Raw genomic sequence first — 24371 nt, 5'->3', positions numbered from 1 at the left:
TTCGTGTCGGCGCTTCGGCGGCCGGCACGGCAGTCGGATGCCGGCGCACGCCGCGGGCAAACGTAAGAAAACGAGGTTGACATGAACGAACTGCTGGCCCAGCTGTGGACCCCCGAACTGCAAGCCGCGTTCACCGTGGTCGTGGTGCTGCTGGTTATCCTGTACGTGCTGTCCATCGTCTGGGTCGTCCGCGACGCCTACCTGCGCGGCTCCTACTGGTACGTGTGGGCCATCGTGGCGCTCATCCCGCTGCTCGGCATCATCGCCTACTGCCTGCTGCGTCCGCCGCTTCTGCAGATCGACCGCGACGAGCAGGAGCTGGAGATCGCGCTCAAGCAACGCGAGCTCATGAAGTACGGCGAGTGCGCGAACTGCGGCTATCCGGTGGAGGCCGACTTCGTGCTCTGCCCGAACTGCCATCAGCGCCTGAAGAACCTGTGCGGAACCTGCAACCACGCGCTCGACCCCTCGTGGACCGTGTGCCCGTACTGCGCCACCCCCGTGGGCGGCGCGGCCCCGGCGGCGCGTCGCAGCGCCCCGCGAGCCCGCGCGCAGCAGCCGCAGCAGGCGGCTGCTCAGCAGAGGCAGGTTCGCTCGCGCGCTCCGCAAGGCGAGCCGCCCATCCAGTAGAACCCGCATCGCCAAGAAAGAGAACCGCCCCGTGCTCCAAGGAGCACGGGGCGGTTCTCGTCGTTCGGGGACCGTGAGCCCGCCCGCTTCTCGCGGTCGGGCATGCGCGCCTTCTCCCTTACTGCACGGCTGCGGGCGGTTCCGCGGTGAAGCTGAACACCAGGCCGTACCTGGGCTGATGGGGCGCGTTGCTGGGATAGTTGAAGCCCTCGGGCAGCTGGCCGCTCATGGTGAAGGCGGCGGTCTGCGGCGAGGACTCGGATCCCGCGCCCAGGGTGATCGATCCCGGGCTCGTCAAGCCGGCGCCCAGAAAGGCGTCGTCGGCGCTTCTCAACGGCACGGTCAGGCTGTTCGGGTGCGTGAAGTTCAGGTTCAGCACCATCCCCGCAAGCTCGAGGGGCTCAGAGACCTTGGTGAAGCCCGTCGGCTCCACGGTCACGCCGCGTGCCGAGTGGTTGTAGATGCGGTAGACGGGGGAGTACACCGCTCCGGCGTCGCTCGAAAGCGATCCGAAAAGCGCGGTCGTGGGGATCTTGACGTTCACCCACGATTCGGCGGGGGGATCGGGGCGGTTCGGGTCCTCCCCGCCGTCGAAGGTGCCTATCCAGCCCTCGACGTCGGTCTTTCCGTCCGACGTGCCCTGGACGCCGCTGCTGTTCGCGTTCTCGCTGTTGCCTTCCGATCCGCCTTCCCATGCGTACGCGGCGAGGGGGGTCGGGGCGATGGCCGCGACCAACCCGAACACCAGGAAAACGGACAAGAGCTTTTTGTTCTTGGTCATGGTCGACTCCTTGTCGTGTGCGTTGCTTTCGATCGATGCCTTATTCGACGTTCAGGGTAATTTTCACTTTGGTCTCACCTTCCTTTTCCTGCGTCTGCCGGTCGTATATGAAAACATCGACGGTTGCCTGGTAAGAGCCGGGATCGGGCTTCGAGTCGAGCGTGATGCCCCTGATCTGCTTGCCGGGCATGACCGCCCCCGATTGGTAGATCGTCCGCCCGCTCTCGTCGAGGGTTATGTCGAACGAGATCGGGAAGACGTTGTCGAACGGGTTGACCAGCTCGAACCTGCCTTCGCCCGTCTCCGAGGAGAAGGATGCTTCGGGGTTGACCTGCAGCGTGAAGTAGTTCGCGTCGGCCGTGTTCTGCATGGCGTTCTCCATGCCCTCGCGATCGGCGATGTCCTCGGCGTTCGCGTCGAGCCCGGGCATGATCGCGACGGCGGCCGGCGCGTCTTCCTGCTTGTCGCCGAGGAAGCGCGCAGCCGTGCACGTGCCCAAAACGAGCAGGAGCAGAAGGAGGAGGAGCGCCAGCAACAGCTTCTTGTTCCTCCGCCGCTTTTCCCGCGCGCCTTCCGACGCGTCGGGCGGTTCCGTTTGGACGGGCGCTCGCCTTGCGCCCCTATCGTTCATGTCGTTATCGATCATAGGTTTCTCCTTCGAACACCGGTGCGAACGACCACACCAGGGAATATGAGGGGCGGTGCACCACTCCGGGCGAGAAGGCTCCGAGGTAGGTGCCGGAAAAGGCAAGGCGGGTGCGCGCTGACGGGGCGAGCGTCGTCCGCCAGCCGGCCGACGGGCTCTCGGCGGCGAAGGGATGCAGGTACTCGAGGGCCGTCGCCCCGTCGACGCTGAGGTCGAGCTTGAGGTCGTTGCCGCCCGATGCCGCTTCGGGCCCGCTCATCAGGTTGACCCCGTCGCCTTCCGCGACGTCGAACCCGGCAAGGGACACGCTCACGGGGAGGCTGGAGCCGTTCTCTATCTCGTAGAGCGGAGAGACGATCTTGCCGCCCTCGTACACGTCGAGCGTCCCGAAGAGCATCTTCGTGGGGATGCGGACGTCGACCCACGAGGCCTCGTCGACGATGGTGACCGCGATGGCGCGCTCGACGCCTCGCGCCGACAGCGTGACGGTTTGCGTTCCCGCCGCTTCCGCCAAAGGGTCGACGGGCAGGACGATCTCCGGGGACAGGTCCTCGCCGGTCAGAACGTCCCACGCCTGGGCGCGGCTCCGATCCAGGACGAACCTCGCCGCGTCGTCGCGGGGGAATTCGCCCATTCGGAACGAGAAGTCCTCCGCGCGCAGCGCGACGCGGCGCGTCGTGTCCACGACGGTGCTCTCGTCGGTCACGAACACGGGCACCGTTACCAGGGCGCTTTTCCCCGTGGCGTTGGTCAGCGCGACTTTGGCGACGGCCGGCCCGACGACGTCGGTGCCGGGCGCCTCGGCGATGACGGCCTGCAAGGGGCCCTCGTCGCCGGCGTCGGCGTTCTCGATGAGCGCCCATGCGTCCGTAGGGAACGGGTCGCCCTGCCTGACGATCTGGAGGACGGGGTCGGCCGAGGGGCTTTCGGCCTCGAGCACCGCGACCTTCCTCTTGAGGGCGATGAAGTCGTGGACCGCGGTCACCTCGAGCGCGGTTCGGGAGTCGACGGCCGTGTTGTCTATCGCCACGGAGTAACGCCCGGCGTTGTCGCTGGTTCCCGAAAAGCCCCGCTCCGAACCGTCGTTGCCTGCGTAGTCGACGTAGACCCGCGCGGCGGGCTCCGTCGATCCGGTTGCGGCGACCGAGTGGACCCACTGCCGCTCGGGGGCCAGGAGCAGGGGCTCGGTGCCCACCTGGATGACGCGGGCGCCCTTGGGGTCGAACTCAGCGGCGAGGCCGTCGTCGTTCGAGGCGATGGACTTCAGCACGTCTTGGCCTGCGGCCAAATCGAGGGTTGCAAGGAGTCCGTCGGGGTCTTCGGAGGACCACATGCGCGCGGGCTTCTCCTGCGTGGCCGCAGATGCGTAGGTCGGCCAGTAGTTGAAGTCCGTCGTGGCGAACCGCAGGGAGTTCGCCTGCGCCAAGCCGAAGATGGGCCTGTTCGAGGGCTGCACGGCGAAGACCACCGCTTTCGCCCGGTCGATCTGCACGACGGGGTCGCCTCCGGCCGGGCTGAGGAAGCGGAACAGCGGGTAGGCGTACGCGGAGCCGTTCGTTCCCGGCTTGTTGAGGTAGTTCATGCGCAGGATGGCGCCCTCCTCCACGACGAGCTCGTTGGAAAGGGCGATGCCTCCGGCGAAGTTGAACACCGCTGTGGCGTTCCTTCCGATGCGCATCGAGTCGACGCGGTGGTCCTCCGCCGTGCTCAGCGGGTTGTATCCCGTTATATCGACAAGGAGGGAAGCGCCGTCCTCGACGTTCAAGACGACGTTGTAGGTCGTGCCCTCGATCCAGAAGAAGCCCCGGCCGGTGTTGGCGGAAGTCTTGAAGGACGCCTGCGCCCCGCTCGCGATCGTGAGGAAGGGCTTCTCGGACCCTGCGCCGAACATCCAGAAGAAGGCGCTGCCGACCGACGTCGATTCGACGGTGAGCTTGCCGAGCACGGAAACGCCGTGCACCTCGCCTATCTCCTCGGCCGTGTTCGAGTTGCTTCCGTTCGACTTGACGAGCACGTTGTTCTCTCCGACGAACGACACGTTGCCGTATCGGTTGTACACGAGCTGGGGGCCCGTGTAGTCGACGTTGTCGAGGACGATGGTCGGCGCACCGGACGCCGCGGTGCACCAGACCACGCCGTAGTAGGTTCGCCCGACGATCGTCATGTTCCTCAGCGTGTACACGGGGCTCGCGGTCGAGGACGAGGTGAACGTGGTCGCGCCCTGCTGCTCGAGCGTGTAGCGGCCCTGGCCGTCTATCGTCAGCGCGGTTTTGGCGGCGGGGATGGTGATATGCCCGGTCATAACGATGTCGCCGCCGAGGACGATCGCGTCGACGTCCGGCGCGGCGACGGCTGCGGGAAGCTCTTGGAACGTGGTCACCGGGGAGCTTGCGCGCCCCTCTTCGGCCGCGTCGAGGGGTTCTGCAGGCACGGCACCGTCTTCGACGTCGCTCATGGCGGCAGGGGGAGCGGGCTCTTCTGCGGTGGCGGCATCCGCGTCGCCGCCCTCCGGCTCGGTCGCTTCCGGCTCCGCCTCGGGTTCGTGCGAGAGTCCGCCCGCGCCGCCGTCGTCGAGCCCGTCCCGGTCGTCCGCGTCGTCGCGCGCTTCGCCCTGCGGCATCCCCGCGCTTTCGGCGGGGGCCTGCGAGGAGGCGAACGCGCGCTCGAAGGAGGGCGCGCAGGTCCCCGCCGCCAGCACGACTGCCAGCAGGACAACGACGCCGTGGCGTATGGTTTTCCCGAAGTTGCCTATGATCGAATCCGTTCCACGTCCAGCGCTTCAGCGCGCTTTCCCTAATTTCTAGTAAATCGCTTTAGTATTTTGCGAGGCCCTATGGTAACGGGAAGGAGACGCCCGTGCCGTTCCTGTCACCTATCTGTTGCTTTCCCCATAGCATTTATTCACAAGGCAGGATCATGGCCCGTTTCCATCGTGCCGGGCGAGGGGCCCTGATGGAGCGGATCGCGCCGTTTCGCCCGATCCGGCGTTTGTTGAAATCGTGGACGCGGCTGGCCGCCAGGCCGTTCGTGGCATACTGGACACGGTCGCGCACTCAAGACGCGGCCTCAATCAATGCAGGTGCTTTGTCTGCACCCGGCAGGAAAGGAACCATCATGAACATCGTACTTCCCGACGGCTCGAACAAGGAGCTCGCCGACGGCGCCACCGTCGCCGACGTGGCCGCGTCCATCGGCGCGGGCCTGGCGAAGGCCGCGCTCGCGGGCATCGTGAACGACCAGCCGGTCGACCTTGCCGCCCCCGTGGCCGAGGGCGATTCGGTGGCCATCGTCACGGCCAAGAGCGACGAGGGCCTGGAGCTTCTGCGCCACTCCACCGCGCACGTCATGGCCGCGGCGCTCGTCGACCTCTACGGCGACGTGCAGTTCGGCGTGGGGCCCGCCATCGAGGACGGCTTCTACTACGACGTGAAGCTCGATCGCGCGCTGTCGCCGGACGACTTCGCCGCCATCGAGGCCCGCATGGCCGAGATCGCGCGTGCCGACGAATCCTTCGAGCGCCGCGTGGTCACGCGCGCCGAGGCCGAGGAGATCTTCGCCAACCAGCCGTTCAAGCTGGAGCTCATCGCCGAGCTGCCGGAGGACGCCGTCATCACCACCTACACCATCGGCAAGTTCACCGACCTGTGCCGCGGGCCGCACCTGCCCTCCACCGGCAAGCTGGGCGCGTTCAAGCTCACCAAGCTGGCCGGCGCGTACTGGCGCGGCGACGCGGAGCGCGAGATGCTCACCCGCATCTACGGCACCGCGTTCTTCAAGCAGAAGGAGCTTGATGAGCACGTGCGCAACCTGGAGGAGGCCGAGAAGCGCGACCACCGCAAGCTGGGCCGCGAGCTGGGCATCTACACCATGGACCAGCTGGCCGGCGTGGGCCTTCCGCTCTACCTTCCCAGGGGCGCGCGCATCATCCGCACCATGCAGGAGTGGTTGCGCCGCGACCTGTACGAGCGCGGCTACGAGGAGGTCATCACCCCGCACATCTACAACGCCGACGTGTGGAAGACCTCGGGCCACTACGGCTTCTACAAAGAGAACATGTACTTCTTCAACATCAACGAGGGCACCGACGAGGATCCGCGCCTCACCGAGTACGCCGTGAAGCCCATGAACTGCCCGGGCCACGTGATGCTGTACAAGAGCGAGCTGCATTCCTATCGCGACCTGCCCCTGCGCTACTTCGAATTCGGCACCGTGTACCGCCACGAGATGAGCGGCGTCGTGCACGGCCTTTTGCGCGCGCGCGGCTTCACCCAGGACGACGCGCACGTGTTCTGCACGCGCGACCAGGTGGTGGACGAGGTGGTGGCCATCCTCGACCTCGTGGACCACATCATGTCCACGTTCGGGTTCGCCTACGAGGCCGAGATCTCCACGCGCCCCGAGAAAAGCATCGGCACCGACGACATGTGGGAGCATGCCACCAATGCGCTCAAGGAGGCCTGCGCGCGCCACGAGCTGGCCTACGACATCAACGAGGGCGACGGCGCGTTCTACGGCCCGAAGATCGACATCAAGGTGAAAGACGCCATCGGCCGCACCTGGCAGTGCTCCACCGTGCAGGTGGACTTCAACATGCCGGAGCGCTTCGAGCTGACCTACCGCACCGAGGACAACACCGAGGAGCGCCCCTGGATGCTCCACCGCGCCATCTTCGGCTCCATCGAGCGCTTCTTAGGCATCCTCATCGAGCACTACGCCGGCGCGCTGCCGCTGTGGCTGGCCCCCGTGCAAGTGGCCGTGCTGCCGCTGGCCGACCGCCACAACGACGCGGCCGCCGAGCTGGCGCAGAAGCTCAAGGCCGCAGGCGGGCGCGTTGAGGTGTACGACCAGAACGAGCCCATGCGCGTGAAGATCGCGAAGGCCCAGAGCCAGAAGATCCCGTACATGGTGGTGCTGGGCGACAAGGAGATCGAGAACGGCACGGTGAGCGTGCGCGAGCGTCACGAAGGCGACCTCGGCGCGTGGGACGTGGAGAAGCTGGTGCAGACCGTGCGCGACGCGGCGCTGTAAGGCTTTCGCGACCTTCGCCGTTTTGTCGAAGGGGGAGGGTCGCCTCGGCGCTTCGAAAACCGTATAATTGCGCAATACCACGAATGTCGGCGACTGCTCTGGTTGTCGGCATTCGTCGTTCAGGGGGTGTATTCGATCTGGGGACGCTTTATCAACGTTTTCGATACAGCCTCTTGCGTTTTCTCGTGGCGTGTGCCGATACCGCTATACTGTGCGGGCTCGTCATACTTCGCGAGCCGTTGTAACCTATGGGAGAGGATTGGTATGAGGAAAAGGAGAATAGCCGTCGCGTGCATCGCCGCGCTCATGACGGTGTGCCTGGGGATGCTGGCGGGCTGCGGCCCGAGCAGCGAGGAGGTCATCCGCGACGGCGTGACCCAGGAGCTGGACGGCCTGAAGAACCAGGACGATGCGGCCATGGCCGAGATCGTGTCCGGCGCGAACATGTCGGGCCTGGAAGTGTACGGCCTCGACGCGAACGAGTTCATGAAGGCCTACCTGAACGGCTTCGACTACCGCATCGACGACGTCACGGTCGACGGCAACAAGGCGCAGGTCACCGTCGTGCTCACGTGCAAGAGCTTCTCCGCCTACGAGAAGGCGCTGCAAGATGCGGCCGACCAGCTCATGGGCGACGAGTCCTTCGCGGAGCTCGACCGGAGCGCCATGAACCAGAAGATCGGCGAAACCGTCATGACCGCCTTGGCGGGCATCGAGCCCACCGAGACCGAGCCGATCGTGCTCGACTACGAGCTCGCGAACAACACCTGGTCGCCCACCGCCTCGGCCGAGCGCAACATAGCCGGCGCCCTTCTGGGGTAGCGCCGCACCGGGGAATGCGGCTTCAGGTATGCTATTCTGGACGAAGGCGCACGGCGGATCGCCCGTTCCGTTCTTCCAGGATGATTTCCGTGCTTGCTTGAACATGACGGAACGCGCGCCTCGCCCTCAACGGCGGGGCGCTTCGTTTGAGGGGGTTGGCACATGGGGTTCGATTGGGGCTTTGCGGTGTTCGTGGCGGGCATATTGCTGATGGGGCTCGTCTTCGTCGTCGCGGGCGTGCAGATGGCCCGCGGCCGTTGGAGGCACGTGCTCGCAGGGGCTTCGGCTCTCTCGAAGCGCGAAAGGGGCTTCGCCGCCACCGGACAGGCAGTGCGCGTGATGGGCGTGCTCCTCGTGCTCCTCGGGCTTGGCGTGGCGGGCATCGGCGGCTGGCAGGCTTGGCTGTCTTACGTGCCCGGAAACGACGGAATGCTCGCCTTCGCGGGCGCAATCATCGTTTTGGTCGACCTGTTCGTCGTTTGGGCGCTCCACGCCGCCCGTGAAGAATCCGAACGCGAGGACTCCTAACATGCCAGGTCCCGGCCGCGCAGGGGTGCGCGGACCGGTTGCATGCACGGGTCACCAAGGTTCCACGCTGTCGGATTCCGGTATGTAGCGTGCAAGGTACCCGCCTTCGTCGCTGTTGAAGAGGGTGTAGGACTTATTTTGATCCGTGCCGACGATGAATCCAGTTATCTCAACGTAGAATATGCGGCGTTCTTCAAAGGTGAAATTGATTTGGTGCTCGAAAACACCATGGTTGAGCTTCCCTTTTTCTGGGTTGATGCCTATCCATGTTCTGAACGATTGCAGTTCGTCTATTCCCGAGCCGAACATGGCTTCCGTTTGATCGATCTGACATCCCGCGATTCCAAGTTCGTTGAAGAGGGCCCGCACGTTTTCGGATTCGTCTGGAGTTAGGCCGAACTTCTCTAAGGCGGCGAAATACTCGTCTGCCTCTTGCTGCTCCGCTGTCGATGCGTCTTGATCGAAGTTCCATGTCCGATCAGAAGAAAGAACGCCCCCTGAAAACCTTATCGACGACAGTCCGCCCCCTTCAAAGTAGACGTACCCGTTAAACGACTGTCCATCTGCGAGCGGGATTTTTTCTGGCAGCGACTGATCGAGCGTTTCTGATGCCTCGTCGATCGAAAGGGTTTTTCTGGTTGCGGCTGTTCCTTCGAACCAATATCGTTTAATGGTCGTTTTGCGTTTCCCCTCGATCTCGAAATAAGCGCGGTCGCCTCTTTCGTATGGTTCGACGGATACGAGCGTTATCTCGTAGTCGCTATATCGAGCCGTTTCGCCTATTGCCAGATTATCTTCGTCGCTGCCGTATGTCCTCTGTTGCTCGGAAACGGCTCCGGGATGGTCAGGCTGCTGGTCGAGTGCTTTGCTTTTTGAGGGGCTCTTGCCGATCATCATGACGATGACGGACACGAGCGTTAACGAAAGGAAAGCGGTTATTATGAACCATCTCTTCTTGTAGAAGGGTTGTCGCGGTGGTGGAGAAACATGCGCTCCTGGCGGGTTGTATTCTCCGCCGTATTCGTAAAATTGCTGCTGGCTGTTCGGATCGGAATTCTCATTCGTAGCAAAATTTCCAGTTGACGAGGTGGGTGCTCCGCAGCGGGGGCACAAGTGGGCTTCTTTTTCGATCTCGGCTCCGCATTGTCTGCAAAACATGAAAACCCTTCTCTCGTTAGGAGCGAAACGGGGCGATATAGTTGTAAACCGTGATTTGGGATTGAAGATAGTGGGACGAAGCCGCCGCGATCTCCCTCACGTCGCTTTCTGCGGCGCGCAATGCCGCTCTTGCTTGGTCGACGTGATACGTGGATTGTCGAGCGGCGCACAGCTCGTTCGCTGCTTGCTCGACGGCCGCTTCGTACGCTTGCCTTTCGCTATCGTAATTTGCTGCGGCTACCCTGATGTTGTCGGCAAACTCTCTTACCGCCGCCTCCTTGGAGAAGGGGTATGATGCCGATGCCGATCCGAGAGAGGAAAAGATTGTCAAGAACACTTTTCTGTCATCGTGCACCTCGCGCGTCGTTGAGGTTTTGTGCTTTTGGGCCGTCCCTCCGACTACGGCCCCAAGGGGCCCCGCCACTAACCCTCCCACAGCGATTCTGGTTAATGTCGGTCGGGCGGAATGCTTGACATCGAAGGACTCGTAGACAGCGCCTGTTGCCTCAACGCGAACTTCCTGGAGAGAGTCGAGGGGGAAAGCGTCGGCCTTCACGGTGATGCGGTCTTTGTAAAGCGTGCATGGCGACAGTTTGGCGGTCTTTTTGAGAAATTGACCACGTACATCGTCGAGCTTGGACTCCGCAAGTTCGACTCCGTGATTGTACTGCTGCAAAAAGGCGTGAAGGGTATAGTTTGCTTGGCCGACTCGGGCTTGCGTGTTCTTTAGAGCTGCATCGTAGTTGCGTTTTGCCATGTCGCATTGCTCGAGCAGGGTGTCCAAGTACTTTATCTGCTGCGGGCTCATTGCTTTTCTGGCTTTCCGGGCTTCTTTTCTCAGCACCTTTTCGTCGTATGGCACCGGATAGGGCGATCCGGGGCGCTGTTCTGACGGTTGGCGGGTGATTTCGGTGCCGCATGCGAAGCAATAGCGATCTGTTTCGTTAACCTGATTCCCGCACAGACTGCATATCATGAGGTCTCCATTACGATCCAAGCTTCTATATCCAAATATGAACAATTCGGAATCATTTTACTATTCAATTTTAGCTTGGCATTAGCTTCGGGCTAAGAAACGTATCTAAGGTGAAACGTATCCAAGGTTAGTTTTGGAGAGCTCCGTGCACAGGGCAGGCGATGGTCTTTCGTTGCCAAGTGAGGATTCGCCGTTAGGCTCGGGGATCATCTTCCTCGTCGTCGCGGCGGGGCTCTTCGTGCAATTCGCGTAGGAGGGACGCCCGGGCGTCCCGTGCGTCCTCGAACATGCGCCGCGCCTCCTCGCGGTCGATGCCCATGCGCTCGGCCGCGTTGCCCATCTCCTTCATGCGGCGGTGGTACTCGCGCACGGCGCGCTCGGCCATGCGCTGCCTCCGCTCCTCCCGCTGCTGCAGCCGCCGCTCCGCCAGAGGCGCCACATGCTCGTTCACGGATTCGCCGGCCGCGGCCTTCTTCGCGGACATCTCCTGCGCGGCCAAGTCCAGCGCCTCGTCCAACGCCCGCTTGCGCGCCGACGAGCGCTGCAGGCCGAACGCGATATCCTCCCACGGCGTTTCGCGGCCCTCGTGCCGGTCGCGCCGGGCCGCCAGGCGGGCGGCGGCCTCTTGGCGGGCCAGCAGGCGCTCCAGCTCCCAGTGCTCGCGCAGGATGTCGCCGATGTCGCGCGGGTTGCGCGCGATCTCGCGCACGGCCTCGATGGGCTTCGCGTCGGCCACGCGGTAGGTGAGCGATCCCAAAAGCGGCATGAGGAACACGGTGATGGCGCCGGCGGCCACCAGCACGCTGGCCGTTTCCTGCGGCATGGCGCCTGCGCTCACGGCCACCGACGTCACGGCCACGATGATGGGGAGCGCCGTGGTGCAGTACAGGGCGATGGTCAAGCGGTTGTGCGACGAGATGTCGCGCGTGTCCTTGCCGGTGGAGAGCGCCGCGAATATGGGCACGGCGCGTATGAGCAACAGCAGCACGATGAAGCCCACGAGCAGTGCCGGCTGCTGGAACACGGCCAGAAGGTCGATCTTCGCGCCGGACACCACGAAGAAGATGGGTATGAGGAAGCCGTAGGCCACGCCGTCGAGCTTGTGCTCGAGCGCATGGTCGCCCTCGGGGATGATGTAGCGCAGCACGAAACCCGACGCGAACGCCCCCAACACGATGTCGAGGTCGAACGCGGCCGAAAGCGCCACCAGCCCCACGAGCAAGAGCACGGTCACGCGCATCATGGTCTGCGACGTTCCCTCGGCGTTCGCGGTGAGGAAGTTGAACAGCTTGTGCCCGGCCTTCTTCGCCTTGGCCGGCACCACGGCCACGAGCACGCAAAGCGCCGCGAACGCCAGCAGGATGAGGACGGTCTTCCATTCGGCGCGCGTGGACAGCAACAGCGCCATGGCCAGCACCGGGCAGAGTTCGCCCCACGTGCCGTAGGCCAGGACGGACTCGCCCACGCGCGTGCCCATGAGCTCGCGCTCCTTCAAAATGGGCATGAGCGTGCCCAGCGCCGTCGTGGTGAGCGCGATGGCCACCGCCACCGATTCCAGCTCGTTGTCGAACAGCCTGCCGGCGAAATGCACGAACAAAAAGGCCAGCACGATGGACACGGCCCAGGTTGCCAGGCCCCGCTTGCCTTGGGAGCCGGTGAGGCTCTTCGGGTTGATCTCGTAGCCTGCCAGCAGGAACAGGAAGGCCAGACCCAAATCGGACAGCAGTCCCACCGATTCGGTGAGCTCGATGGCGCCCACGAGGTTCGGCCCGAGCACCGCGCCGGCGATGAGCAGGAACACCGTTTCGGGGACGAGCTTGCCGGGTATGAGCTTTGCGAGGATGGGGCACGCCGCCGCGACGAGCGCGATGATGGCGAGCGATATGAGGTCGACGGGCATGGATCGGGGCCTTTCGGGCACGGGTGCGAAACCGGTGAATCCCGCTCATTGTACACCTTCGCCCTGCGGGACGAGCATCCTTCGCGAACGCTCCCGATTCGCCGTTCCGCTACGCGATTTGCTACACTGAAACCATGAGCATTTATCTGAGCCATAGATCGGCCTTCGAGTACTGGCGGGCGAACGACCCCTTGCCGAACTTAGGTCCGGCGCGCGCCCGGCCTCTGCCGGGGGAGCGTCCGAGCAAGTCCGAGGTCGACGCCCTCGACGTGCGGCGTTTCGGCGTCTCGGCCGCGCCCGTGCACGTCGCTGTGGCTGGTGCAAACGATCGCAGCCAGGCGAAAGGGCTGACCTGCCACGTTTTGTCCGAGCCCGTTCGTCCGGGCGCGTTCCCGCGCGTGGAGGAGGGCCTCTACGTTGCTTCGCCCGAGCAAGCCTTCATGGACATGTCCGTCGAGCTGCCTCTCGTCGAGCTTGTCCGCTTCGGCTACCTGCTGTGCGGGACGTACGTGTTCGATTCCGGCGGCGGGGGGTTTCGCAGGCGCCTTCATGGTTCTCCGACTACGGTCGAAGCGCTGCGCGAACGTGCCGAGGGCGCGCGGGGGGAACGCGGCGTGAACCGGGCGACCCGCGCTCTGCGTTACGTCGCGAACGGGTCGGCCTCGCCCATGGAGACGAACCTTGCCATGGCCTTGTGCCTGCCGCGTATGCTGGGCGGCTACGGGTTCGAGCTGCCGCAGCTCAACGCCCGTATAGAGGCCCGCGCTCACGGAAGTTTGATGGGAAGGTCCTACTTCGAATGCGATTTGTACTGGGAGGAGCACAAGACTGCCGTCGAATACGACAGCGCGCAGTTCCACTCGGGATCGAAGGCGGAGGCCCGCGATTCCTCCCGGCGCAGCGGATTGCTTATCCGTGACGTGCTGGTCATCACGGTGACGACCGACCAGTTTTTCGATGCGAGGAAGCTGGACGAGGCGGCGCGCGCACTGGCGAAGCGCATGGGGAAGCGATTGCCCGCCAACAACGCAAGCTGGATGATGAAGCGTTACGAGCTGAGAGCCGGTTTCTTGCAAGACCTGCCTGGACCTCGACAGGACTGAAAACGCGGCCGTAACGCGCTCGGCTTTCGGTTCGAAGGATCCGTTCGTGCGCCGAGCCGATTCCAGCCGCCTTGGGGCGGGCTCGCATGGCTGGTCGCGCTGGTTCCACGCCTACGAAGAAAACTTGTGCTGCAACGGAAAATATAATTGAAAGAGTCATGTAAAAAAATCGAAGCTATGATGGCCCGTAAGGGTTTTTGCTGGGATGCGCGAAAAAAGTGAACTGGGCAAATGCTCGCATATGCGGCACGTAAAGTCGATCTCGGGGCTTCAAGCCATCATAACCTCGAAAAAGTTGCATCGAGAAGCGAGAAAACTATTACGCACTCTTAGAAAAGGCGGTGCTGCGCTTGGCGCGGGGCTGGAGGAGGGTTCGCGCTGTCTTTCGGAGGCCAGCGCCCGTGCCGCGCGTCGCGATTGGCGTCTTTGCCTGCAGGCGCACCGGCTCCATGTCGTCTTTCATGCACGTTGTGGACGCGTGTTCGCGATTCGTGCAAGCCCGCACGCTCCGTGATCTTTCTGCGCGTCGGACATGGTCGGGCGAGCTTCCGCGATGCGGATCGTTTCGTTGCGCTCCGCGCATTCGACTTGCGTGCGGTGAGCGCGTCGCGGGTGCTTGAGCGGACGAAGGGACTGACGCGAATCGGTGCGGCCGCTGCGACGTGGTAGACTGGGTTGCGCGCGTTTCCGGCCGATGGGCCGCGCGCTCAGCGAACGAGGACAGGAGCGAACCCTATGATCGTCACCACCACGCCCTCCGTCGAGGGCTATCGCGTCACCGGGTACTACGGCATCGTGTTCGGGGAGGTCATCACCGGCATCAACTTCCTGCGCGACTTCGGCGCGGGCATCCGCAACATCGTGGGAGGTCGCAGCGAGGGCTACGAGCAGGAGCTTATGCAGGCGCGCACCGAGGCGCTGCAGGAGCTGGAGCAGCGCGCGACGGCGCTCGGCGCGCATGCCGTGGTGGGCGTGGACATGGACTACGAGGTGCTCGGTCAGGGCAACATGCTCATGGTCACCGCCTCCGGCACGGCCGTGACCCTCGCGCAGGCGTAGACGGAATCGGTTCCGCGCGGCCGTATGTTCTGAAGGAGCGCGGGCATCCGGTATACTGGCCTCATGACCAACGACGGGAAAATGCAAGGCGAAGCCGCCCGCTGGGCGCAGGCTTCCGCGTTCAAGCGGCAGACGTTCTTCGCGCTCGAGGACGTGCGTCGGGCCCACGGCGCGGCGCGGGTGCTCGGCATCGCGCTGTTCGCGCTCATCGTGGCGAACGCCCTGCTCGTGTTCACCGAGCCTCAGGTGGACGTGTCGACGGGGGTGTCGCAGGTGCTGCTCGCGTTCGGTCTCGCATCGAGCGTCTGCTTCGCGGTGGAGTACGCGGCCCGTCTGTGGGTGGCCGACCTCGCGCGCCCCGGCCGCACTCCCGCACGCGCCCGGGTGGGCTACGCGCTTTCGCCCATGGGGCTCATCGACTTGCTGGCGTTCCTTCCGGGGCTGCTGGTGCTCGTGGTGCCGGTGTCGGCCTCCATGCTCAACGCCGCGCGCATCATCCGCCTGCTTCGCTTAATCAAGCTGTCGCGCTACATGCGCGGCCTGCGCTCCATCTCGCGCGTGTTCGAGAAGCGCCGCCACGAGATAATCGCCGCGTTCATGGTGCTGGCGCTGCTCACTGTCACGGCAAGCGTGCTCATGTACGAGGTTGAGCATCCCGTGCAGCCCGAGAAGTTCGACAGCGTGCTCACCGGCATGTACTGGGCCATGACCACCATCACCACCACGGGGTACGGCGACCTCGTGCCCATTACGGCGGCGGGGCGCCTCATCGGGTTCCTCACCATGGTGCTCTCCATCGGCGTGGTGGCCATTCCGGCCGGCATCTTCTCGGCGGGGTTCGTGTCCGAGTTCCGAGCCCAGGACGCGCGGAGCCGCAGGCGCGAGCGCCAGACGGAGCGCGAGGACGGCGCCTGTGCGCCGGAAGCGGGGCGGGAAGCCGAAGAGGTGCAGGAGGGGGACGCCGAGGACGAGGGCTGAGCCGGCGCTTTGCGTTCAAGGCGGCCCGTACGCTCGGGGTTGAACGTGGACGCGAGCGCCCGGTTCGCTCGCGAGCCCCTCGCGCGTATGACGCGTTCGGCGTCCCTCGCAGCCCCGGCCTCAGCCCTCGTCGAGCACGAAGCAGTCCTTGCCGAGCGCCTTGGCCCGGTACAGCGCGCGGTCGGCCCGGCGGTACAGCGCTTCGAAGTCGCGCCCGCAGGCGGGAGCGAGCGCGACGCCCACGCTGGCCGACAGGCGGCACGTTCCGGCGTCGGTCTCCACGTCCAGGCGCAACGCCTCCACGAGCTCGGCCGCCTTCTTCCGCGCGGCCGCGACGTCCGGCACGGACAGGAACGCCGCGAACTCGTCTCCTCCGATGCGGCCCACCACGTCGTCGCGGCGGAACTGGCCGCTCACGGCCCGCGCGAACTCCGTGAGCACCGTGTCCCCCGCGCTGTGCCCGTGACGGTCGTTCACCGACTTGAAGTCGTCGACGTCCAAGATGAGGAAGGCGAACGGGTCGTCGGGCGCTGCGGCCAGGCGGTCGCGGATGCGCTCCTGCGTGGCCGCCTTGTTGTAGAGCCCCGTGAGGGAGTCGCGCTGCATCTGCTCGATCATGGCGTGCTCGCGGCGCTTCTCCTCGTCGACGTTCTGCCGGTACACCAGCATGCGAACCGAGCCGTCGTCGCTCCAGGTGAACAGGTGCGCGTTGATGCGCATCCAGGAATACGTGCCGTCGTCGTCGGACATCATGAACTCGTAGGAGAGGCCGTCCTCGCCGCGCGCGTAGGCCTCGAGCACCGCCGCGGGCGCGAACGTGTCGAGGTAGCGCTGGCGGAACTCCTCTTTGACCTGCTTCTCGGCGATGGCGGCCAGCGCCTTGCTGAACGGCGTGCCCGGCGGCACGCCCAGGCTCTGGAAGTACTGCTCCGTCTCCTCGCTCGCGGCGCGGTCGTGCGTGACGTCGATCTCGTAGATGTTGTCGTAGAGCTGCTCGGCGGCCTCTTGGAACAGGGACTTGTGCTCCTGCTCGGCCGCGGCCGTCTGCTTCACGATGAGCTCGTTGTAGCGGCGGAATATGCTCGTGGTGGCCACCAGCACCAGCGCGACCACCCCTGCGATCACCGCGGCGGCCAGCGCGAACTGCCGGGCGGTCTGCGCGTCGAGCTCCGACGTGTCGTGATCGACCACGAGGAACCAGTCAAGGTAGGGGATGTACTGGGCCACGAGGTACCCCGATCCTTCGTCCGTGGAGTACCACAGGTTCCGATCCTCCTCGCGGCTGGCCGTCACCTGCTCGTCGAAGCCGGCGAAAGCGCCCTGTGCGAACAGGTTCGTATGCCCGTCGTCCGAGCCGTCGGTGGCCACCTCGACGGTGCCCGCGCCGTCCACGAGGTACGCCTTCGTGCCGGTCTGCTCCTCGTAAGCGGAGAACAGCCCGCGCAGGTCGTCGATGCGGAAGCCCACGCCCACGATGCCGAGCGTGCCGCCGTCCTCGTCGAGGATGCGGCAGTTGATGAACACGGTGATGGCGTCGTCGGTGGCCTCGTCGTTGTCGATGTTGAGCGCGTACTCCTCGCTGCCGGCAAGGAAGGCGTGGTACCAGTCGTTCTCCGGATTGCCCCGGTCGTCGAGCATGCGGTCGAGGCCGTTGAAATGGTAGTAGCGCGCCGTGGCGGCGGAGGCCAGGAACACGGAGTCGTACCCGTACTTCGCCCGGTAGGCGTCCAGGTACGCGCGCAGCGACTCCAGGTAGTCCGCGTCGTCGAGGTGCTCGCGCTCGACGGTCAGGTACTCCTTGAGCAGGCTGTCGTTCGCCATGGTGAGCGACACGTCGATGGGCCGCGTGAACTGCGCGTCGATGTCGCGCGCGATGCCTTCGGACGTGAGCTGCGACACGCGCTCCGCGTCCTGCTCGAACGCCTCGCGGTTCGAGTGGTAGCTGATGTAGGAGGTGAGCGCGAAACCCAGCAGGATGATGATGCAGATGAGCGCGTTCGCGCGCCAGGTGATTCGCTTGCCCATGCGCCTCTTCTTCCCGATGCCCGTTGCCTATGCCGCGCCCGGACCAGGCGGCGGGGCGCGGCGTTTTCCCAATTATGACAGCCGGCGGCGCGCCGCATCCGCGCGGCGGGTTGGTTGGAGCAACGGTTGAAGCTCGCGGCGGTTACGAGATGACGGGGTCGGGGGCGTTCTCGCCGTTGGCGTAGGACAGCGTGACGTTCTTGTCGTCGCTCACCTTGAACACGTACTGGACGGTTTTCACGTCTTCGTCCTCCTCGGCGTTCAGCCAGGGGCGCTCCAGCAGGAAGGTGATCGAGGCGTCGCCGTCGCCCGTGCCCTTCTGGGCTTGGAACGTGAAGGTGTCCGTGACGGTGCCGCCCGCCTTGCTCTCGTCGGCCTTCGTGTCGTGGCCCGTCTCCTTGAACACGTCGTCGGGGCTCGCCACGTAGGTCCACTGGTAGCCGGTGCCGGCCTGGCTCTCCAGCGTCACCGCCACGGTGGACTTCGCCTGGCCTCCGCCGCACGAGCTCAACGCCGCCGCCGCGACCAGCGCGAGGGCGCACAGCGCCGCGGTCATGAGCAGGCGGGGCAGGGCGGCGGTTCTCTCGGTTCCGTTCGTTTTGACGCTCATGGGAAACCTCCTGTCGTCGTTGCTCCTTCGGGTTCGCGCAAAGCGCGCCCCGCGGGGCCGCCTCCCGTCCGCGCCGAGGGGGCGGGGAAGCATGCCCTCGCCATGGTAGGCGAGGCAGCACACCAACACTACACCACGCGTCGGCGGAGGGAGCGCGCGCCGCCCGCGGCGACGGCTTCCGAATCGCCTATTCGGACAGGTACCGTTCGAGGGCGGGCCAGACGCGCAAGGCCTCGGCGTAGCCCTGCTCGTAGAGCGCCATGAGCTTGGCCGGGTCCTTCTCCATGCTGGCCACGGTGACGGGCTCGGGTGGCCTGATGAGGAAGATGAGCCCCTCGTCGTGCAGGCACGGCAGGGCCCGGTACAGGCGGTTGTACTCGTAGTGGCGGTGCTGGAGCCTATCGAGGTAGAAGGGGAAGTCGCCGTAGCGCTGGCGCAGAAGCGCCATGAGCTTGTTCGGCCCCTTCACGTAGCCGGAGTCCTGCGTGAGCACCACGATGCGCTTGGCGGGGCCGGTGAGCAGCGAGTAGAGCACGGGCACGCTGTCGCACGTGCCGCCGTCGAGCAGGCGCTTGCCGTCAACCTCCACGATCTGGCTCACGAGCGGCATGGACGACGAGGCTATGAGGTAGGGCACGTCGTCCAGCGCGTCGTGGAACTCGTGGTAGTCGGCCTCGCCGGAGTCCAGGTCGCTCGACACGGCCACGAGGCGCAGGGGCGAGTCGTTGAACGCGTCGTAGTCGAAGGGTTCCAGCTGGTTGGGTATCACGTTGAAGGCGAAGTCGCGGCCGCAGGCGTTTCCCGTGCGCACGAAGCTCTTCATGGAGAGGTAGCGCCAGTCGCCCGCGTACTTCACGTTGAGGTAGCACGAGCGGCCCGCGTCGCCGGCCACGTAGTTGTAGCCGCAAAGCGCCCCCGCCGAAACGCCGATGACGCGCTCGCAGAAGAGCTTGCGGTCCATGAAGGCGTCCAGCACGCCGGCCGTGAACTGGCCGCGCATGGCGCCGCCCTCGAGCACGAGGTCGACGGGCGCCGCGGCGTGCCCGCGCCAGGCGGGCTCGCGGGTTTCCGAGGTTCGGGAAGGGGAGGTGCGGGGGTTCGTTTCGCTCATGCGGGCATCCTTTCTGCGTCTCGCGCCCATTATAGCGCAGCGAGGATGCGGCGGCGCCTTCCGAAAGCGAACCGCAAGGTCGGCCTGCCCGCCGTGCGGGGCGGCCGAGCTGTGGAGCAACGGTGGAGCGCGCTCGCCGTGCAAACCGCTCGCCGCGTGAAAATGTCGGGAAAACCAAGATTTATGCCCCAAACCGTAACAATTAGATGCACAGTTGAGCGAAGGCGTTTACAATACGAGGAGAACAGAAGGAATCGCGCGCCCGCCGGGCGCGGCGATGCGGCGCCGTGGGCACCGCGACGCGGCCGCTCAGCGGCCCGGACACATAAGGAGGCTTTTCATGAGCGAGGTTGTTTCTTCTTCCGATTTCCAGTCCAAGGTGCTCGACGCGCAGGGTCCTGTGCTCGTCGACTTCTTCGCCACGTGGTGCGGCCCGTGCAAGATGCTCGCCCCCACGGTCGACGAGATCGCCAGCGAGCAGGCCGGCAAGGCGTCCGTGTACAAGCTGGACATCGACCAGAGCCCGGACATCGCGCAGAAGTACGGCGTCATGAGCGTCCCCACGCTCATCGTGTTCGAGAACGGCCAGGTGAAGAAGCAGGCCGTGGGCGTGCAGCCCAAGCAGAACATCCTGTCGATGCTGGCCTAGCCCGTCGGGCGCGCAAGGCTTTCAAGGGGCGCCGGTCGCGATCGCGACCGGCGCCCCTTCGCGTATCGGGGCCGGGAGGTCCGCAGGGCGAGGGTTCTTTCATTCGCCGCTGTCCTGCGGAAATGCTTTTCGTTCTATAAGAGCGTGACTCCGCTTTGCGCTGATGACCGGAGTCGCACGGGGGCTAAGTTGGAGCCGCGCCGGATCTGCGCTGGACGCGCGCAAGGGCGGACGGAATTCTCCCAAGCAGCCTGAAGCCTTGCCCGCCCGCCAGCCCGCCCGCTTCCTCGCGTTCGTGGCTCTGGGCGCGTAGCTCCTACCTAATTATGTAAGTAATTCAGTCATGGACAAATTCGACCGCAATGGCAAGTTCTTGAGGGCGTCTGGCGGCATGATGTGGGAAAGCCCCTGGTGGCGCATGCGCGTTTAGAGGGCATTGCCAGGAAAACTTACCATAGCTCCCGATTTTGTCCCGCGAGACCCAAAACGGCTCAGGCGATGACCCAGGCTCGGTAGTAGTCCCAGCGCGGGCCGTCGGTGCCGTCGTCGGCGGCGGCCAGCAGGTAGCTTCCGATGATCAGCCGCGCGCGCAACCCGTAGCGGACGGCTTCGGCGAACAGGGCGGGGGCGTTCGTCTCGTCGGTATCCGGATCGATGCGCAGCAGGCACTCGAGCGACCGGGTGGCCCTGCCGCCCTTCTCGCGACGGTTCGCCTCGGCGCTTTCGGGCCAGATGGTCTCGCCTTCGGAGGCGGGCAGGTCCACCACGGCCTCGCGGTAGACGTCGGGCCGCGCGGCCTCGACGATGATGCCGTAGCGCCACGGCTCGTCGACGAACAGCTGCCATTGCCGCTCGGAATCGTAATCGAGCGGGGAGAGCCGTTTGATGGCGGGGATGCCCGGCCTCATGCCTCCGCGCGCAAGGCGCTTGGCGCAGGCGTTGAGGTTGCGCTGCCGGGCGAGACGGGCGCCCACGGCCTCGAGTTCGGCGATGCGCCGCTCGATGTCCGACTGCGTGTCGGCGAGCGCCTCGTCGAGCGTTTCGAGGGAAAGGGAGCGGTAGCCTTGCAGCTCCTTCACCGGAACCCCGAGCTTGCGGTAAAACACGATCTCGCCCGCGTCGATGAGGTCGTGAACGGAGTAGCGCCGGTAGTCGTTCGCTCCGTTGCGCTCCGCGGTCACCAGGCCCTCGCGCTCCCAGTAGCGCAACGCCGACGGCGCCACGCCCAGGTAGCGCGCCGCGTCCTTGATGTCGTATCGCTTGGGGTACTCCATGCCGCTCCTTTCGAGGCGCGTCGTCCTGTCGCCTTCCGCGGGCCGCTTCGCGCCCTCCCGCTCGCGCCCGCTCCACCGGGTTGCGTCCTTGCGCTTGCTCGCATCCGCGCGTTGCTTCGCACCCGTGCGGATCCCTGCTCCCTCGCACGCTGCCGTCCGGGCGCTCTTTGCGTCCTCGCATCGTCGTTGCTGATGGGGCACGAGGTTTGAAGATTATGCGAATCATCTCTTCTTGCGTCTTTACCTTAAAGCCGCTTTAAGGTTTAGAGTAGCATGCGGTCGATACCTGAAGCAAGAGACTTATCGGAGCGAATCACCATGATCAAGAAAAGCATGTTGAAGGAGTACCTGCGCTACATCCTGCCCACGATGCTCACGTTCACGCTGGCGAGCGTGTACAGCATCGTGGACGGCATGTTCGTGGGCCATGCGGTGGGCGATGCGGGCGTGGCCGGCATCAACGTGGCGTTCCCGCTCGTGGCGTTCGTCATGGCCGTGGGCACGGGCATCGGCATGGGCGGCGGGGTGATCTCGTCCATCGCGCGCGGCGCGGGCGACGAGGCGAAGTCGCGGCGCGCCGTGGGCACGACGTTCGTCATGCTGCTCGTGGCGGCGCTGCCCGTCATGGCGCTGCTGCTGTTCGCGGCCGAGCCCATCTGCCGGCTTCTGGGCGGGCAGGGCGAGACGCTCGCGCAGGCCGTGGCGTACACGAGCGTCATCGCGTGGGGCGTGCCGTTCCAGATATTCGTCACGGGCTGCACGCCGCTCATCCGCAACCAAGGGCGCGTGGGCTTCGCCATGGCGGTGCAGGTGCTCGCGGGCCTGATGAACGTGCTTCTGGACTACGTGTTCGTCATGCTGTTCGGCTGGGGAACGGCCGGCGCCGCAGCCGCCACGGCGGTGTCGCAGGCGGCGGCGTTCGTGCCGGTGCTCGTGTTCTTCCTGCTGAAGAAGAACCGCGTCGCGCGGGCCGATCTGCGCCCGGACGGCAAGATCGTCGCGCACGCGCTCAAGCTGGGCATGGCGCCGTTCGGGCTCACGCTGCTGCCCGAGGCAACCGTGGTGGCCATCAACGTGAACCTGTCGGCCTACGGCGGAGAGACGGCGCTCGCGGCCTACGCGGTGGTGTCGTACACGGCCTGCGTCATCCAGATGCTCATCCAGGGCGTGGGCGACGGAAGCCAGCCGCTCATCTCGAAGCACTACGGCATGGGCGACGCCGACGGCGTGCGGCGGTTCAGGAACACGAACTACGTCATAACCATCAGCTTGGGCGCTGTCGGCCTCCTGGCCATGTACCTGCTGCGCAACCAGGTGCCGCTGCTGTTCGGCTCGTCGGCCGAGACGGCGGCCATCGTGGCCTACGCGCTGCCCATCTTCTCCATGGCCTACGTGTTCTACGGGTTCACGCACGCGTCCACGTCGTACTTCTACGCGGTGGACGACGCGAAGGCGTCGAACGCCATCGTGTACGGCGAGGCCGTGCTCGTGGTGCTGGTGGTGTTCGGCATCGCGCGCGCGGCCGGCGTGGACGGCATCTGGTTCTCGGTCACCATCGTGCAGATGCTGCTGGCCTGTGCGGCCGGCGCGCTCCTGCGCTTCCGCCACCGGAGGCGCGCCGAGCAGGCGGCGGTGCAGCCCGCGGGAGCGGGCGAGGCTTGCTGACGTTTCGAAGGGGACGGACCTCCTTCGGGGCGGCGTCTTGACGGTACTCCAACCGATTCCTGCATATTCGGCGTATATTGGTGCCGATTCGGTGACAGTTGAACGACGAGCCTTATACTGAGCACCAAACGCATAGGTTCCACGATTAGGAGGCTTCCCCATGGCAGAGGAACCCGTCAACAACGAAACGTCCACCGAGTGCAAGGCCGCCGCGGCCGAAGACCAGGTCATCGACGTCGCGGTGGTCGGCGCCGGCCCCGCCGGCCTCACGGCCGGGCTCTACGCCGCGCGCGCCGGGCTCGAAACCGTGCTGTTCGAGCGCATCGCCCCGGGCGGCCAGCTCGCGCAGACCGAGCACATGGAGAACTACCCCGGCTTCCCCGACGGCACGAACGGCTTCGAGCTGGCCTTCTCCATGAAGCAGCAGGCCGACCGCTTCGGCGTGCGCCATGTGGGCGAGGAAATTCTGGGCGTGGACTTCACCCAGAACCCCAAGGTGCTCAAGACCGCGTTCAACGAGTACCGCGCCAACAGCGTGATCATCGCCACCGGCGCGCGCCCGCGCAAGCTGGGGCTGGAGCTGGAAGATGACCTGCAGGGCCGCGGCGTGTCGTACTGCGCCACGTGCGACGGCAACTTCTTCCGCGACAAGGAGGTCATGGTGGTGGGCGGCGGCAACACGGCCGCGGCCGACGCCATCTACCTGTCGCGCATCTGCAAGAAGGTGTACCTGGTGCATCGCCGCGACAAGCTGCGCGCCACCGCCATCTACCACAAGCGCCTGGAGGACCTGCCGAACCTCGAGTTCGTGTGGAACGCCGTGCCGCGCAAGCTGGTGGCGGACGAAGGCAAGCTCGCGGGCGTGCGCGTGGAGCTGCTCGATTCCGGCGAGGAGCGCGACATCGCCGTGGACGGCCTGTTCGTGGCCGTGGGCACCGAGCCCAACACCGAGTTTTTGGACGGCGCGCTGACGATGGACGAGACGGGCTACCTCGTGGCCGACGAGACGGGCGCGACCGAGGTGCCCGGCGTCTACGTGGCCGGCGACGTGCGCACGAAGGGCCTGCGCCAAGTGGTAACTGCCGTGGCCGACGGCGCCCTGTGCGCGGAAGAGGCTGCGGAGTACCTGGCCATTTAGGTTCCGGCGGCCTGCCGGCCGCCGGAACCCCTCGACGCTGCGGCCCGCCCTCGCACCCGACCTCGCGGCGATGCCGGGGGCTCGCGTACCAAAGTACGCTTCGCCCCCGGCCTCCCCACGATCTCGGGTACGAGGACGGCCCTCGCTGGCTTACTAGCGCCAACCTGGGCGGCAGTTTTCGCGCTTCGCGCGAACGGGCGCTCTGGAGAGCGCCCCTACGGTCGACCTGAGGCGTTTGCCTCGCGTCTTGCATTGCCGTGCCTGCTCGCAGCGCCGACCAGCGAGGTTGT

20 protein-coding genes are annotated in these 24371 nt (G+C 65.4%); 10 read left to right on the top strand and 10 right to left on the bottom strand.

Features of this window, described 5'->3' with window-relative positions:
• Positions 1-81: 81 nt before the first annotated feature.
• On the top strand, positions 82-630 hold the full coding sequence (locus tag HCH03_RS12150; RefSeq protein WP_080143343.1) for a zinc ribbon domain-containing protein: 549 nt from the start codon (positions 82-84) through the stop codon (positions 628-630).
• Between the two features lie 118 nt (positions 631-748).
• Here HCH03_RS12150 and HCH03_RS12145 read toward each other — a convergent pair whose 3' ends face one another.
• Genes HCH03_RS12145 through HCH03_RS12135 form a run of 3 tightly spaced genes read right to left on the bottom strand, consistent with a single transcriptional unit; the run spans position 749 to position 4677 of the window.
• Positions 749-1411 carry a hypothetical protein gene (locus HCH03_RS12145; RefSeq protein WP_221689721.1) on the bottom strand — a complete coding sequence of 221 codons (663 nt, stop codon included), beginning with the start codon at positions 1409-1411 and terminating at the stop codon, positions 749-751.
• Between the two features lie 40 nt (positions 1412-1451).
• On the bottom strand, positions 1452-2057 hold the full coding sequence (locus HCH03_RS12140) for a hypothetical protein (protein ID WP_221689720.1): 606 nt from the start codon (positions 2055-2057) through the stop codon (positions 1452-1454).
• Positions 2047-4677, bottom strand: a complete 2631-nt coding sequence (locus HCH03_RS12135) for a pectate lyase-like adhesive domain-containing protein (protein ID WP_221689719.1) — start codon at positions 4675-4677, stop codon at positions 2047-2049. Before HCH03_RS12135 ends, HCH03_RS12140 begins: the two co-directional genes overlap by 11 nt.
• A 494-nt stretch (positions 4678-5171) precedes the next feature.
• Here HCH03_RS12135 and thrS point away from each other — a divergent pair, with 494 nt between their 5' ends.
• The 3 genes from thrS to HCH03_RS12120 all read left to right on the top strand — a co-directional run bounded on the left by thrS (position 5172) and on the right by HCH03_RS12120 (position 8435).
• A complete protein-coding gene (gene thrS, locus HCH03_RS12130; RefSeq protein ID WP_221689718.1) occupies positions 5172-7085 on the top strand; it encodes a threonine--tRNA ligase in 1914 nt (637 codons plus the stop codon).
• 264 nt (positions 7086-7349) lie between these two features.
• On the top strand, positions 7350-7907 hold the full coding sequence (locus HCH03_RS12125) for a hypothetical protein (protein ID WP_221689717.1): 558 nt from the start codon (positions 7350-7352) through the stop codon (positions 7905-7907).
• A 162-nt stretch (positions 7908-8069) separates the two neighbouring features.
• Positions 8070-8435, top strand: coding sequence for a hypothetical protein (locus HCH03_RS12120; protein WP_221689716.1), 366 nt, complete (start codon positions 8070-8072; stop codon positions 8433-8435).
• 51 nt (positions 8436-8486) lie between these two features.
• On the opposite strand, the gene HCH03_RS12115 is transcribed toward HCH03_RS12120, so the two are convergent.
• The 3 genes from HCH03_RS12115 to HCH03_RS12105 form a co-directional block, all read right to left on the bottom strand.
• Positions 8487-9593 carry a zinc ribbon domain-containing protein gene (locus HCH03_RS12115; RefSeq protein ID WP_221689715.1) on the bottom strand — a complete coding sequence of 369 codons (1107 nt, stop codon included), beginning with the start codon at positions 9591-9593 and terminating at the stop codon, positions 8487-8489.
• Between the two features lie 16 nt (positions 9594-9609).
• Positions 9610-10569, bottom strand: coding sequence for a hypothetical protein (locus HCH03_RS12110; protein ID WP_221689714.1), 960 nt, complete (start codon positions 10567-10569; stop codon positions 9610-9612).
• A 193-nt stretch (positions 10570-10762) separates the two neighbouring features.
• The gene (locus HCH03_RS12105; RefSeq protein ID WP_221689713.1) at positions 10763-12469 is read right to left on the bottom strand and encodes a cation:proton antiporter; all 1707 of its coding nucleotides are present in this window, start codon (positions 12467-12469) and stop codon (positions 10763-10765) included.
• Positions 12470-12603: 134 nt separating this feature from the next.
• Here HCH03_RS12105 and HCH03_RS12100 point away from each other — a divergent pair, with 134 nt between their 5' ends.
• The 3 genes from HCH03_RS12100 (at position 12604) to HCH03_RS12090 (ending at position 15609) form a co-directional block, all read left to right on the top strand.
• A complete protein-coding gene (locus tag HCH03_RS12100; RefSeq protein ID WP_221689712.1) occupies positions 12604-13572 on the top strand; it encodes a hypothetical protein in 969 nt (322 codons plus the stop codon).
• Between the two features lie 735 nt (positions 13573-14307).
• Positions 14308-14631, top strand: coding sequence for a heavy metal-binding domain-containing protein (locus HCH03_RS12095; protein WP_185905023.1), 324 nt, complete (start codon positions 14308-14310; stop codon positions 14629-14631).
• An 81-nt stretch (positions 14632-14712) separates the two neighbouring features.
• Positions 14713-15609, top strand: coding sequence for an ion transporter (locus HCH03_RS12090; protein ID WP_246600004.1), 897 nt, complete (start codon positions 14713-14715; stop codon positions 15607-15609).
• Between the two features lie 120 nt (positions 15610-15729).
• Here the strand turns inward: HCH03_RS12090 and HCH03_RS12085 are convergent, their stop codons facing one another.
• The 3 genes from HCH03_RS12085 to HCH03_RS12075 all read right to left on the bottom strand — a co-directional run bounded on the left by HCH03_RS12085 (position 15730) and on the right by HCH03_RS12075 (position 19355).
• Positions 15730-17634, bottom strand: coding sequence for a sensor domain-containing diguanylate cyclase (locus HCH03_RS12085; protein ID WP_221689710.1), 1905 nt, complete (start codon positions 17632-17634; stop codon positions 15730-15732).
• Between the two features lie 142 nt (positions 17635-17776).
• Positions 17777-18244: a protease inhibitor I42 family protein gene (locus HCH03_RS12080; protein WP_221689709.1), complete on the bottom strand. Its 468-nt coding sequence runs from the start codon at positions 18242-18244 to the stop codon at positions 17777-17779.
• A 187-nt stretch (positions 18245-18431) separates the two neighbouring features.
• Complete coding sequence (locus tag HCH03_RS12075; RefSeq protein WP_221689708.1) at positions 18432-19355, bottom strand: patatin-like phospholipase family protein; 924 nt, start codon at positions 19353-19355, stop codon at positions 18432-18434.
• 340 nt (positions 19356-19695) lie between these two features.
• Here HCH03_RS12075 and trxA point away from each other — a divergent pair, with 340 nt between their 5' ends.
• Entirely contained in the window at positions 19696-20004 is a 309-nt protein-coding gene (trxA, locus tag HCH03_RS12070) for a thioredoxin (protein WP_080143331.1), read from the top strand.
• 491 nt (positions 20005-20495) lie between these two features.
• On the opposite strand, the gene HCH03_RS12065 is transcribed toward trxA, so the two are convergent.
• The gene (locus HCH03_RS12065) at positions 20496-21278 is read right to left on the bottom strand and encodes a MerR family transcriptional regulator (RefSeq protein WP_221689707.1); all 783 of its coding nucleotides are present in this window, start codon (positions 21276-21278) and stop codon (positions 20496-20498) included.
• Positions 21279-21596: 318 nt separating this feature from the next.
• Between HCH03_RS12065 and HCH03_RS12060 the strand changes: the two genes are divergently transcribed.
• Positions 21597-22943 (top strand): MATE family efflux transporter, encoded by a 1347-nt coding sequence (locus HCH03_RS12060; RefSeq protein WP_221689706.1) that lies wholly within the window; start codon positions 21597-21599, stop codon positions 22941-22943.
• Positions 22944-23103: 160 nt separating this feature from the next.
• Positions 23104-24081 carry a thioredoxin-disulfide reductase gene (trxB, locus tag HCH03_RS12055; RefSeq protein ID WP_221689705.1) on the top strand — a complete coding sequence of 326 codons (978 nt, stop codon included), beginning with the start codon at positions 23104-23106 and terminating at the stop codon, positions 24079-24081.
• Positions 24082-24371: the final 290 nt, after the last annotated feature.

The sequence above is a fragment of the Gordonibacter massiliensis (ex Traore et al. 2017) genome (assembly GCF_019731765.1).
Classification (GTDB): Bacteria; Actinomycetota; Coriobacteriia; order Coriobacteriales; family Eggerthellaceae; genus Gordonibacter; species Gordonibacter massiliensis.
The sequence above is the reverse complement of the archived record's forward strand: the minus strand, read 5'-3'. Positions and strand labels throughout refer to the sequence as shown.